The 11,333-nt window shown below is 72.4% G+C and carries 13 protein-coding genes; 6 read left to right on the forward strand and 7 right to left on the reverse strand.

Annotated features, from left to right (window positions below):
* The coding region (locus L2I40_RS10965) for a tetratricopeptide repeat protein (RefSeq protein WP_237214996.1) at positions 1-481 on the reverse strand (481 nt) is incomplete at its 3' end.
* Between the two features lie 469 nt (positions 482-950).
* The gene (locus tag L2I40_RS10970; RefSeq protein WP_237214997.1) at positions 951-2,621 is read right to left on the reverse strand and encodes a formate--tetrahydrofolate ligase; all 1,671 of its coding nucleotides are present in this window, start codon (positions 2,619-2,621) and stop codon (positions 951-953) included.
* A gap of 125 nt (positions 2,622-2,746) precedes the next feature.
* Here L2I40_RS10970 and L2I40_RS10975 point away from each other — a divergent pair, with 125 nt between their 5' ends.
* The gene (locus tag L2I40_RS10975) at positions 2,747-3,559 is read left to right on the forward strand and encodes a MipA/OmpV family protein (RefSeq protein WP_237214998.1); all 813 of its coding nucleotides are present in this window, start codon (positions 2,747-2,749) and stop codon (positions 3,557-3,559) included.
* Between the two features lie 36 nt (positions 3,560-3,595).
* Here the strand turns inward: L2I40_RS10975 and L2I40_RS10980 are convergent, their stop codons facing one another.
* Complete coding sequence (locus L2I40_RS10980) at positions 3,596-3,976, reverse strand: winged helix-turn-helix domain-containing protein (RefSeq protein ID WP_237214999.1); 381 nt, start codon at positions 3,974-3,976, stop codon at positions 3,596-3,598.
* 90 nt (positions 3,977-4,066) lie between these two features.
* Here L2I40_RS10980 and L2I40_RS10985 point away from each other — a divergent pair, with 90 nt between their 5' ends.
* The 3 genes from L2I40_RS10985 (at position 4,067) to L2I40_RS10995 (ending at position 6,988) form a co-directional block, all read left to right on the forward strand.
* Positions 4,067-5,047, forward strand: a complete 981-nt coding sequence (locus L2I40_RS10985) for a Bug family tripartite tricarboxylate transporter substrate binding protein (RefSeq protein WP_237215000.1) — start codon at positions 4,067-4,069, stop codon at positions 5,045-5,047.
* Between the two features lie 170 nt (positions 5,048-5,217).
* Positions 5,218-5,859 (forward strand): OmpW/AlkL family protein, encoded by a 642-nt coding sequence (locus tag L2I40_RS10990; RefSeq protein WP_237215001.1) that lies wholly within the window; start codon positions 5,218-5,220, stop codon positions 5,857-5,859.
* A gap of 103 nt (positions 5,860-5,962) precedes the next feature.
* Entirely contained in the window at positions 5,963-6,988 is a 1,026-nt protein-coding gene (locus tag L2I40_RS10995) for an alpha/beta fold hydrolase (RefSeq protein WP_237215002.1), read from the forward strand.
* On the opposite strand, the gene L2I40_RS11000 is transcribed toward L2I40_RS10995, so the two are convergent.
* A complete protein-coding gene (locus L2I40_RS11000; RefSeq protein ID WP_237215003.1) occupies positions 6,972-8,150 on the reverse strand; it encodes an enolase C-terminal domain-like protein in 1,179 nt (392 codons plus the stop codon). The genes L2I40_RS10995 and L2I40_RS11000 overlap by 17 nt on opposite strands.
* Before the next feature lie 69 nt (positions 8,151-8,219).
* On the opposite strand from L2I40_RS11000, the gene L2I40_RS11005 reads away from it, so the two are divergent.
* Positions 8,220-8,999, forward strand: a complete 780-nt coding sequence (locus L2I40_RS11005) for an enoyl-CoA hydratase (protein WP_237215004.1) — start codon at positions 8,220-8,222, stop codon at positions 8,997-8,999.
* Positions 9,000-9,005: 6 nt separating this feature from the next.
* Here L2I40_RS11005 and L2I40_RS11010 read toward each other — a convergent pair whose 3' ends face one another.
* From L2I40_RS11010 to L2I40_RS11020, 3 genes are read right to left on the reverse strand one after another with little or no spacing between them, the layout of a single operon-like run.
* Positions 9,006-9,980, reverse strand: a complete 975-nt coding sequence (locus L2I40_RS11010) for a hydroxyacid dehydrogenase (RefSeq protein WP_237215005.1) — start codon at positions 9,978-9,980, stop codon at positions 9,006-9,008.
* A 10-nt stretch (positions 9,981-9,990) separates the two neighbouring features.
* Positions 9,991-10,581, reverse strand: a complete 591-nt coding sequence (locus tag L2I40_RS11015) for a thiamine pyrophosphate-dependent enzyme (RefSeq protein ID WP_237215006.1) — start codon at positions 10,579-10,581, stop codon at positions 9,991-9,993.
* Between the two features lie 5 nt (positions 10,582-10,586).
* A complete protein-coding gene (locus tag L2I40_RS11020; protein WP_237215007.1) occupies positions 10,587-11,105 on the reverse strand; it encodes a thiamine pyrophosphate-binding protein in 519 nt (172 codons plus the stop codon).
* 75 nt (positions 11,106-11,180) lie between these two features.
* Here L2I40_RS11020 and eutB point away from each other — a divergent pair.
* Positions 11,181-11,333: ethanolamine ammonia-lyase subunit EutB (gene eutB, locus L2I40_RS11025; protein ID WP_237215008.1), on the forward strand; the 153-nt coding region annotated here is incomplete at its 3' end.

Below are 11,333 nucleotides of genomic sequence, written 5' to 3' on the forward strand. Positions count from 1 at the left end.
CCGCCTCGGGTTCGCCGGCCTCGCGCATCGCATGGGCGAGCGCGAGCCACGCTTCCGGCGCCTCCGGCGCCAACTCGACCGCCCGGCGGAGCGGCGCCAGGGCGGCCCCGTGCTGGCCGAGCGCCGTGAGCGCCTGGCCGAGGTTGCGCAGGGTCACGGGGTCGTCCGGCCGGTGTGCGAGCGCGGCCTGCATGGCGCGGACCGCCTCCGGCAGCCGGCCCGCCTCGGCCAGCGTCGCGCCGTAATTCGCCAGGAAGATCGCGCTGTGAGGCCGTGCCGAGACCGCCTTCCCGCCAAGGTCGAGCGCGCGCGCCAGATCGCCGCGCTGGCGTTCCAGCAGGCCAAGCAGATTGAGCGCGTTGGGATCGCCCGGCCGTTGCGCCAGGACCTTGCGATAAAGCCGCGCCGCGCCGTCCAGGTCGCCGCGGGCGTGTCGCCCGGCGGCCTCACGCAGGATCCCGTCCACCGCGGCCTGTGCCATGCCATCCCGTCCCGACTCCGCCCCGTGGCGAAGCCCTGTCCGCTATACAGCCCCGGTCCGCCGGCGTGGACCCTGGGTCGCGCACCCCGGGGCGCGCACCCCCCTCCTGTCGCGGCGCGGCCTCGCCGCCCGGATCGTGGCGGGCCTCACGCGATCCTGTCAGCCGCGACACTGCGGCAAGGCGGCAACGGCGGGGCGAAACGACATCTTTGCAAGCCGACCGAGGAACCGCGCCCGGCGCCGCACGCTGCTGCGATCATGAGTGCGCAGATCCGTCCCGGGAGCGCATCGCTCCCGCTCGGGGCGACCTCCCTCTCCGAAGCAGCGCCCGATCCCGGGGCGGGCGCCTTCGACCGATGGTTGAGGACCGAGCTCGGCCGACTCTACGACGCGACCGTCGCCGAGCCGGTGCCCGAGGAGCTGCGCCGCCTTCTCGATCAGCCGCCGTCGAAGCCTGACGCGGAAGCGCTCAGAACAGCCCCTCGATCCGACCGTCCGCGTCGAGGGTGATCGTCTCCGCCGCCGGCCGCCGCGGCAGGCCCGGCATGGTCATGATCTCCCCGCAGATCGCCACCACGAAGCCGGCGCCGGCCGACAGCCGGACGTCGCGCAGCGGCAGCACATGGCCGGTGGGGGCGCCGAGCGCGGTGGGATCCGCGCTGAAGGAATACTGCGTCTTGGCGACGCAGACGGGCAGGTGGCCGAAGCCCTCCTGCTCCCAGCGCGCCAGCTTCTGCGCGGCTGCCGCGGGGATGGAGACATCGGCCGCCCGATAGATCTCGCGCGCGATGGTCCGCAACTTCTCGGCCAGCGGCATCGCGTCCGGGTAGAGCGGGGCGAAGCGCGCCGCGCCGCGGTCGAGCCGCGCCTTCACCGCCCGCGCCAGCTCCACCGCCCCGGCCGCGCCGTCGCCCCAATGCGTGCAGAGGATCGCCTCGGTGTCGAGCCGCGCCATCGCCGCCTGCACCGCTGCGATCTCGGCCGGCGTGTCGGAGGTGAACTTGTTCAGCGCGACCACCACCGGCAGGCCGAACTTGTGCATGTTCTCGACGTGCCGCGCGAGATTGACCACGCCGCGCTCCACCGCCGCGACGTCCTCGCGCCCCAGATCGGCCTTGGCGACGCCGCCATGCATCTTGAGCGCGCGCACGGTCGCGACGATCACGCAGGCGCCGGGCTCGAGGCCGGCGAGGCGGCACTTGATGTCGAGGAACTTCTCCGCGCCGAGATCGGCGCCGAAGCCGGCCTCGGTGACCACCACATCCGCCAGCCCGAGGCCGAGGCGCGTCGCAACGACGCTGTTGCAGCCATGCGCGATGTTGGCGAAGGGGCCGCCATGCACCAGCGCGGGCGAGCCCTCGATGGTCTGCACGAGGTTCGGCGACAGCGCGTCGCGCAGCAGCACGGCCATCGCGCCATCCGCCTTGAGGTCCTTCGCCGTCACTGCGCGGCCGTCGCGCGTGCGGCCGACGATCATGCGGCCGAGCCGCGCCTGCAGGTCGTGCAGGTCGCGCGCGAGGCAGAACACCGCCATCACCTCCGACGCCACGGTGATGTCGAAGCCGTCCTCCCGCACCACGCCCTGCGATGCGCCGCCCAGTCCGACGACGCAGTCGCGCAGGTTGCGGTCGTTCATGTCCATTGCGCGCCGCCAGCTGACGCGGCGCGGATCCAGCCCGAGCTCGTTGCCCCAGTAGAGGTGGTTGTCGAGCACCGCGGAGAGCAGGTTGTTCGCGCTGGTGATGGCGTGGAAGTCGCCGGTGAAGTGGAGGTTGATGTCCTCCATCGGCAGCACCTGCGCGTAGCCGCCGCCGGTCGCGCCGCCCTTCACGCCGAAGCAGGGGCCGAGCGAGGGCTCGCGCAGCGCGATCATCGCCTTCGTGCCGATCGCGTTCAGCGCGTCGCCGAGGCCGATCGTCGTCGTGGTCTTGCCTTCGCCGGCCGGAGTCGGGTTGATGCCGGTGACCAGCACAAGCTTGCCAGGGCCACGCGACGAGGCCTTCGCCACGAACTCCGGCGCGACCTTCGCCTTGTACTTGCCGTAGGGCTCGAGGGCCGCGTCGGGGATGCCGGCCTTCGCTGCGATCTCGGCAATGGGCCGGAGCGTCGCGGCCCGCGCGATCTCGAGGTCGGTCGGCATGCGCAGCGTCTCCCGGTCGTTCGCCCCGTGCCGGCGGCGCTTATCCGGCTGGACCCAAAAGGTAAAGCGGTGGACACGCGGCGGGAGACCCACCACCTGCGCGCGAAACCTGCCGGGACCCCGCCATGCGTTCGATCCTTCGCGCCGCCGCGGCGCTGCTGCCTTGCCTCCTCGCAGCGCCCGCCGTCGCCCAGACCGGTCTCGCCCCGCAGGCCGCGCCAGCCATCGGCGCACTCGGCGCCGACAATTGGCGCGTCGCGATCGGCGTCGGCGCGCTGCTGACGCCCGACTATCTCGGCTCCAATGACTGGACGGTCCGCCCGCTCGCCGCCTTCGACATCCGCACGCCGCAGGACGGCATCTTCATCTCGTTCCGCGACGGCGCCGGCGCCACGCTGCTGCGCAACGGCCCCGTCAGCGCCGGCGTCTTGGTCCGGCCCCGCTTCGGCCGTGACCAGGACGACAACGACGCCTTGCGCGGCATGGGCGACGTGGATCTGGCCGGTGAGGCGGGGGCCTTCGTGAGCTACTCGGACGGCACCTATCTGGCCCGCGCCGAGCTGCGCCAGGGCTTCGGCGGGCACTCCGGCGTGCTGGCCGATGCACGCCTCGACCGGATCTTCCGCGCCCGCCCGGACCTGATCCTCTCGGCCGGCCCGCGCCTGTCCTGGGGCAGCCGCGACTTTGCCGAGACCTATTTCGGCGTCGACGAGCGCCAGTCCCAGCGCAGCGGCTACGAGGTCTTCAGGCCCCGGGACTACTGGTTCGCCGGCGTCGCCGCGGGCGTGACCTGGGTGATCTCGGACCGCTGGGCGGTCATCGGCTTCGGCGAGGTCGGCCGCATCTTCGGTGACGCCGCCGACAGCCCGCTCGTGGATCGCGGCACGCCGACCCAGGCCGTGGCCGGGCTGACCCTCACCTACCGTTTCTGGCCCTGAGTCGCCGCGCGCCCCAGGCGAGGCGGCGCGACCCGCTCAGCCCGACGGCCGCCAGGCCACCTCGGCGTCAAGGCAGTAGCCGCACCGCTGCACCGTCTTCAGCAGCCCGGCGCGCTCCCCGAAGGCGCGCCGCAGTTCCGTGATGCACTGCGTGACGTTGTCGTCCCCGACATCCGACCCTGGCCAGACCGCATCGAGCAGCTCCGTCCGCGACACCGCGCTGCCGGCCCGGCGCAGCAGCAGCATCAGGACCAGCTCGGTCTTCGGCCTGGGCATCAGGGCCAGGCCGTCCGGCCGCGTGAGCAGGGCGCGCCCTTCGTCGTAGGCGAAGCCATCGAAGAGCCAGACCCCGAGCGAGCGCGTCAGCGCCTGGGGCCCCACTCGGGCGGGGGATGGCACGGCAACCAGGCTGGCCATGGCGGCCACTCCGACTCCTGGACCGGAGAGGGTGGCGGCGCCGGCCCGAAGGCCGCATCCTCCGATCGGAGGAAACACCAGGAGATGATCATGCGCCTGCACCGCCGTACCGCGCTGGCCGCGCTGGCCGCGCCGCTGCTGCCCCTGCCGGCCGCCGGCCAGGGCACCGACTGGCCGAACCGGCCGGTCACGATCCTCGTCCCCTTCGTCGCCGGCGGCCCGTCGGACATCGTCGCGCGCGCCATCGCCAACCGGATGAGCCAGTCCATCGGCCAGCCCGTGGTGGCGGAGAACCGCCCCGGCGCGAACGGGGAAGTCGCGGCCCGCCAGGTCGTCCGCGCGGCGCCCGACGGCTACACGCTCTTCGTGGGCTCGATCGGCGTCTTCGCCATCAACACCGCGCTGCGGCCGAATCTCGGCTACGACCCGATCCGCGAGCTCACGCCGATCACCCTCGCGGTCACCACGCCGAACGTGCTGGTGGTGAATCCGGAGCGCGTGCCGGTCCGCACCCTGGCCGAGCTGGTGGAGTGGCTGCGCCGCAACCGGGGCCGGACCAGCTACTCGACCTCCGGCGTCGGCTCCTCGGACCACCTGACGATGGAGCTGTTCAAGCAGCGCACGGGGACGGATCCGGAGCATGTGCCCTACCAGGGCGGAGCTGCGGCTGCGACCGACCTCATCGCCGGCAACGTCCAGCTCTCTTTCCAGAACCTCGGCACGGTCGCCGGCCACATCCAGGGCGGACGGCTGCGCGCCATCGCGGTCACCAGCGCCGAGCGCAACCGCCTGCTGCCTGAAGTGCCGACGGCGATCGAGCAAGGGCTGGCCGACTTCGTCGTCACCTCCTGGCAGGCCGTCATGGCCCCCGCCGGCATGACGCCGCCGCTGCTGGCGCGGGTGCACGGCGCGGTCGTCGAGGCGCTGCGCAACGCGGAGAACGTCCAGCGCCTGAATGCCATCGGCTTCGACGTGGTCGCCAACGCGCCGGACGAGTACCGCCGCTTCCAGGAGGCCGAGATCGCACGCTGGCGGCAGGTGGTGCAGACCGCCAACATCCGCGCGGAATAGCCCTCCCAGACTGGCATCCTATCGCAGCAAGGCGTTGCGCATATGCAACGCCTTGCTGCGATGCGAAACGAATCTGACATGCATCAAGGTTCGGTGCTGGGCTGAGACCGAAGGTCCCCGCCGGCGGACGCGCACGGAGGCGCGCCGCGGGACTGGAAGGCTCGAAGCTCATGAAGACACGGATGCTTGCCGCGGCGATGGCGCTGGCGGTGACGGCCGGCCCGGCCTTGGCGCAGGATGTGCGTGGCCTGAGGGCGGGCGACTTCCTGATCGGCCTGAGCGGGATCGGCGTGCTGCCCACCAATGGCGGCAACACCTCGATCGGCGGGACGCCGAACGCCAATGACGCGTTCACCGCGCAGCTCGACTTCACCTACTTCTTCAACCCGAACGTCTCGCTGAACCTGATCGCGGCGACCACCAAGCACGACGTGGAGGTCCGCAACGTGCCGGGCGCCGGCACGATCGACCTCGGCAGCACCTGGGTCCTGCCGCCGACGCTCACGCTGCAGTACCACCCGCTGCCGACTTCGCGCTTCAGCCCCTATGTCGGCGCCGGCCTGAACTACACCATCTTCTACAGCGAAGGCGGCAGCCGCAGTCCGGGGATCACCAGCGTGGACATCAAGGACAGCTGGGGCTTCGCGCTGAATGCCGGCGTGAACTACGAGATCTCGCGCAACTGGCTGGCGAATTTCGACGTGAAGTACCTGTTCCTGAGCCCGGATGTGCGGGTGAACGGGGGCGCCGTGAGCGGCACGGCCGACCTCAACCCCTGGGTCATCGGCGTCGGCGTCCGCTACCGCTTCTGATCCGGACGGGCGCCGGCCGCGCAACGGCCGGCGCCTTTCGCTTGACGCGGGAAGGGCGATCGGCGATCCGCACGCCATCGTGCGCATCCCCGGCTGGAGACCCTTGGCGGCGGCAGGGCGCGCAGCCGTCCTTGCGGCTGCGCTGGTCGCGGCGGCCTGCACGCCCGTCGTCCTGCCCGCCGGCCCGCCCATCGGCACGCCCGATATCCGCGAGGACGCGATCCGCGCCGCCGACGGCGCCACCCTGCCGCTGCGCCGCTTCCCGCCCGAGGGCACGCCGCGCGCCGTCGTGCTGGCGCTGCACGGATTCAACGACCATTCGGGCAACTTCCTGACCGACAGCCTGCCCGCGCTGAACGCGGGCGGGTTGCTGGTCTACGCCTATGACCAGCGCGGCTTCGGCCGGGCCCCGAACCGCGGCTACTGGGCCGGCGCCGACACGCTCGCTGCCGACGCCAAGGCCGCCGCGCAGCTGCTGCGCCGGCGCCACCCGGGCCTGCCGATCTACCTGATGGGCGAGAGCATGGGGGCGGCGGTGGCCATACTGGCCGGCGCCTCCGACGCGCCGCCGCCGGTGGACGGCTACGTCCTGCTCACACCCGCCCTCTGGTCCCGTGACTTCATGAACGGCGTCATGCGCGGCGGGCTCTGGCTCATCTCGCGCACCATGCCCGTGATGGGCTTCCAGGGCGGCGTCGGCGGCGTGGTGGCGAGCGACAATACGGAGGCACTGCGCCGCCTCGGCCGCGATCCGCTCACCATCCGCACCACGCGCGTGGACAGCGCCGTCGGGCTGGTGGACCTGATGGATGCCGCCGTCGCCGCGCTGCCACGCTGCTGCCGGAGCATGGACGGGCGGCCCGTGCCGGCGCTGATGCTGGTCGGCGCGCGCGACATGATCGTGCCGGGCCATGCCTCCCGCGCCGCGCTCGCCCGCGTGCCGCCGGAGGCGCGGCCTCGGCTGGCCGTCTATCCGCGTGGCTTCCACCTGCTGCTAGTGGACAGCAACCGCGACGTCGTGGTGCGCGACATCCTGGCCTTCCTGGCCGCGCCGTCGGGCCCGCTGCCCTCCGGCGCCGACGGCAACGCGGCCGCCTGGCTCGCGGACCGGCTCAGTCCAGACCCTTGAACACCGCGTAGAGCTCGTTCTTCGCCTCGAAGCCGACGCCCGGCACGTCGGGCATCCGCACGCGGCTGTCCACCACCGGCACATCGTCGGCGAAGCCGCCGAAGGGCGCGAAGACCTCCGGGTAGCTCTCGTTGCCACCGAGCCCGAGCCCGACGGCGATGTTCAGCGCGAACTGGTGCCCGCCATGCGGCACGCAGCGCCGCGGCGACCAGCCATGCTCGACCAGCATCTGCAGCGTGCGGAGATACTCCACCAGGCCATAGGACAGCGCCGGGTCGAACTGCAGCACGTCGCGATCGGGCCGCAGCCCGCCATGCCGGATCAGGTTCCGCGCATCCAGCATGGAGAACAGGTTCTCGCCCGTCGCGATCGGCGGCGCGTAGTGCTCGGCGAGCGTCGCGTGGGTCGCGTAGTCCAGCGGGTCCAGCGGCTCCTCGTACCAGCGCAGGCCGAAGGGCTTGAGCGCGGCGGCGTAGGTCAGCGCGGCGTGCAGGCCGAAGCGCCCGTTCACATCCACGCAGAGCCGCGACCCGTCGCCGCCGAGCAGCTTCAGCACCGCCTCGATCCGTGCGAGATCCTCGGCCAGCGCGTCCTTCAATCCCGTGCCCGGCGCGCCGCCGATCTTCATCTTCACCACGCTGTAGCCCATGCCGAGGTAGCGCTTCATCTCCTCGACGAGCTGATCGACGCCCTTGCCCGGGTAGTAGTAGCCGCCAGCGGCATAGACCCAGGCCGCCTCGTCGGCCTGCCCGCCATTGTAGCGGTCCGCGAGGAGCCGCCAGAGCGGCACGCCCTCGAGCTTCGCCGCCGCGTCCCACAGCGCCATGTCGAGCACGCCGACCGCGACGCTGCGCTCGCCGTGTCCGCCAGGCTTCTCGTTCTTCATCATCACCGCCCAGGCGCCGGCGGGGTCGAGCCGACCTTGCGCGTCGGTCACCTGCGCCTCCGTCGCCTCGGTCAGGCGCGGGACGAAGCGTTCCGCCAGCAGACCGGGCTGGGCGTAGCGGCCGTTGGAGTTGAAGCCGTAGCCGGTGGCGCGGCGCCCGTTCCCCTCCACCGTCACCGCGACGATGGACGCGGTCATCTTCGAGAAATCGATATAGGCGTTGGCGATGGCGCTGCTGATCGGCGCCACGCCCTGCTTCACGCTGACGATGCGCATGCGGGGTCTCCTCGGCCCCCTTGTCCCCCCGCCCCGCCACCCGCACAAGGGGCGGCAGGGAGACGGACGATGAGCGACATCCTGCACGAGACGCGCGGCCCCGTGGCCTGGACGGTGCTGAACCGCCCGCAGGCCCGCAACGCGCTGACCTTCGCCATGTACGAAGGCCTGACGGAGCAGGCGAAACGCGTCGCCGCCGATCCCGCCATCCGCGCCTGGGTCATCACCGGTGCGGGCGGGAAAGCCTTCGCCGCCGGCACCGACATCGGCCAGTTCACGAGCTTCCGCACCGGCCAGGACGGCCTGGATTACGAGGCGAAGCTCGAGGTCGCACCGGCCGCGATCGAGGACTGCCCGAAGCCCGCCATCGCCGCGGTGGCGGGCTTCTGCACCGGCGGTGGCCTCGCGATCGCGGGCGCCTGCGACCTGCGCATCGCGACCGAAGATGCGCGCTTCGGCATGCCCATCGCGCGCACCCTCGGCAATTGCCTGTCGATGCAGAACTACGCGCGGCTCGTCTCGCTGCTCGGCCCCGCGCGGGTGAAGGAAGTGATCTTCACCGCGCGGATGGTGACGGGGGCGGAGGCGCTGGCGGCCGGCCTGGTGTCGGAGCTGCTGCCCGATGCCGCGGCGCTCGAGGCCCGCGCGATGGAGCTGGCCGAGACGGTGGCCGGCATGGCGCCGCTGACACTGACGGCGACGAAGGCCGCGCTGGCGCGGCTGCGTCGCGCGACCGCTGCCAATAGCGATGGCGACGACCTCGTCGCCATGTGCTTCGGCAGCGAGGATTTCCGGGAGGGCGTGAGCGCCTTCCTGACGAAGCGCCCGCCTGTCTGGAAGGGGCGCTGACGCGCCCTATCCGTTCCGGCGCAGAACCTCGCGGTTCACCACGACGTCGGGGTCGAGCCGCCCCTCGAAATGCGCCAGTACCGCCGCGGCGCTGTCCATCGCCATGCGCCGCAGCCCTTCCTGCGTGCTCGCCGCGACATGCGGCGTCAGGATCAGGTTCGGCGCCGAGAGCAGCGGGATCGGCGCCTCCACCGGCTCCTCCTCGAACACGTCCAGGCCCGCCGCACCCAGCCGCCCCGCGCGCAGCGCCGCCTCCAGCGCGACCTGGTCCACCAGCGTGCCGCGCGCCGTGTTGACCAGGACGGCGCCCGGCTTCATCGCGGCCAGAAAGCGCGCATCCACCATCCCGCGCGTCTCGGCATTGGACGGGCAATGCAGCGTCACGATGTGGGCCTCCGCCACCGCCGCGGGCAGATCGTCCACCGGCTCGTAGCCCGCACCCCGGATCGTGCCCTTCGGCATGTAGGGATCGCGCACCAGCACCCGCATGCCGAAGGCCGCGCAGAGCCGCGCGACGCGCGTCCCGATCCGCCCGAAGCCGACGACCAGCACGGTCTTGCCCGCCAGATCGAAGGCCGGCAGCCCCGCCTGCGCCCCCCAGACCGGCCGGCGCATGTTCGCGTCATAGGCCGTGAGCTTGCGCATGCAGGCGAGCATGAGCATCAGCGCATGCTCCGCCACCGACACCGCATTCGCCTCGGGCGTGATCGCCAGCGGGATGCCGCGCGCCGTGAGCGCGGGCACGTCGATGATGTCGTAGCCGACGCCGTGCCGCACCAGGATGCCGAGGCGCGGACACATCCCGAGGAACGCCTGGTCCACGCGGATGGTGCGCAGGATCAGCGCATCGGCGTCCGGAAGCCTGGCGGCGAGGGTCGCCGGCGCGCGGTCCGGCAGCACCTCCAGGGTGAAGCCCGGCGCCGCGCGCAGCAGCGCGAGCGCATCCTCGTGGATCGGCTGCGGGCAGATCACATGCGGCATGGCGAAGCCTTCAGAGCTGATGATGCGCGGCGGGGCCGAGCACGGCCTCGCGGAAGCGGGCCGTCAGATACGCGCCCTCGCGCGGCGGCAGCACCAGCGGATGGTTGCCCGCGGCCACCTTCACCACCGCGAAGAGCGGCGCGGCGGACGCATGGATGTCCTGGCGGAGCGCCGCGACGCCGGCCGCCTCCGTCACTTGCCGCGCATCGGCGATCCCGGCGCCGCGCGCGATCGCGGCCAGGTCCACGCCATGCCGCGTCGCCGTCTCCTGACCGCCGGTCTCGCTGTAATGCTCGTTGTCGAGCACGACGACGGCGAGGTTCGCCGGCTTCTGCACGGCGATGGTGCAGAGCGCGCCGAGGCCCATCAGCATCTCGCCATCGCCGGTGATCACCAGCACGCGCCGCGCCGGCTGCGCCAGCACCAGCCCCAGGCCGAGCATCGCCGCCCCGCCCATCCCGCCCCAGAGCGGGAAATTCTGCGCGACGTCGCCCGCCGCCGTGATGTCCCAGGCCGAGGCGCCGAGCCCCGCCACCACCAGCAGCTCGCCGCGGTCCCGCAGCAGCTCGCGCACCACGTCGCGCCGATCGAGTGTCGCCATGGCGCTCAGTCCTTGCCGAAGGTCTTGGCGCCGATCAGCCGCTGCCCGAGCAGCGCCGCGGTCGGCCGAAAGGTGTTGAAGGCGAGCCGCAGCACCGCATCCACCACCGGCGCCACCTCCTCCGGCGTGTCGGCGCGGCGCACCAGCGTGCCCATCGCCTCCAGCGCCGGCTGGGTCGCGTTGCCCATCGGGACCTGCGCCGGGTTGAACTCGCCGAAATCGCCCCGCATCGTCACCAGCATCGGCAGCGGCGCGCGGTGCAGCACCGGCAGCGACAGCATGTTGATGCAGTTGCCGACGCCGGAGGACTGCATGAGCAGCACGCCCTTCGCGCCGCCGAGCCAGCTGCCGAGCAGCATGGCCACCCCTTCTTCCTCGGTGGTCAGGGTGACGACCCGCATGGCCGGATCGGCGATGCAGCGCCGGATCAGACGGGCATGGCCGGCATCCGGCACCAGGGCGACCTGGGTGATGGCATGCACCTTCAGGGTTTCGTAGATTCGGTCGGGCCAGTCGGGATCCATGGGCGCATCCTCTTGGCCTCGGCCCGGGCTGGCAAGCCGGGGCCGGTCGCGCCATGTGGAGGGCGGAGGTCCAGCATGGCTTTCGCGCATAGCATCGGCGGCACGCGCCACGTCTTCGACGATCTGCGCACGCTGATGGCGCGCGCCACGCCCTTCCGCTCGGGCGACGCGCTGGCCGGCGTCGCCGCCGCCAGCGCGGCGGAGCGCGTGGCGCCGCAGCGCGCGCTG

It is taken from the genome of Falsiroseomonas oryziterrae (assembly GCF_021864505.1).
GTDB classification, from domain to species: Bacteria; Pseudomonadota; Alphaproteobacteria; order Acetobacterales; family Acetobacteraceae; genus Falsiroseomonas; species Falsiroseomonas oryziterrae.

Bases quoted from the DNA above. Each gene is read 5' to 3' on its own strand.
- L2I40_RS10970 (WP_237214997.1), bottom strand. From the start codon at position 2,621: ATGCCGACCGACCTCGAGATCGCGCGGGCCGCGACGCTCCGGCCCATT.
- L2I40_RS10975 (WP_237214998.1), top strand. From the start codon at position 2,747: ATGCGTTCGATCCTTCGCGCCGCCGCGGCGCTGCTGCCTTGCCTCCTC.
- L2I40_RS10980 (WP_237214999.1), bottom strand. From the start codon at position 3,976: ATGGCCAGCCTGGTTGCCGTGCCATCCCCCGCCCGAGTGGGGCCCCAG.
- L2I40_RS10985 (WP_237215000.1), top strand. From the start codon at position 4,067: ATGCGCCTGCACCGCCGTACCGCGCTGGCCGCGCTGGCCGCGCCGCTG.
- L2I40_RS10990 (WP_237215001.1), top strand. From the start codon at position 5,218: ATGAAGACACGGATGCTTGCCGCGGCGATGGCGCTGGCGGTGACGGCC.
- L2I40_RS11000 (WP_237215003.1), bottom strand. From the start codon at position 8,150: ATGCGCATCGTCAGCGTGAAGCAGGGCGTGGCGCCGATCAGCAGCGCC.
- L2I40_RS11005 (WP_237215004.1), top strand. From the start codon at position 8,220: ATGAGCGACATCCTGCACGAGACGCGCGGCCCCGTGGCCTGGACGGTG.
- L2I40_RS11010 (WP_237215005.1), bottom strand. From the start codon at position 9,980: ATGCCGCATGTGATCTGCCCGCAGCCGATCCACGAGGATGCGCTCGCG.
- L2I40_RS11015 (WP_237215006.1), bottom strand. From the start codon at position 10,581: ATGGCGACACTCGATCGGCGCGACGTGGTGCGCGAGCTGCTGCGGGAC.
- L2I40_RS11020 (WP_237215007.1), bottom strand. From the start codon at position 11,105: ATGGATCCCGACTGGCCCGACCGAATCTACGAAACCCTGAAGGTGCAT.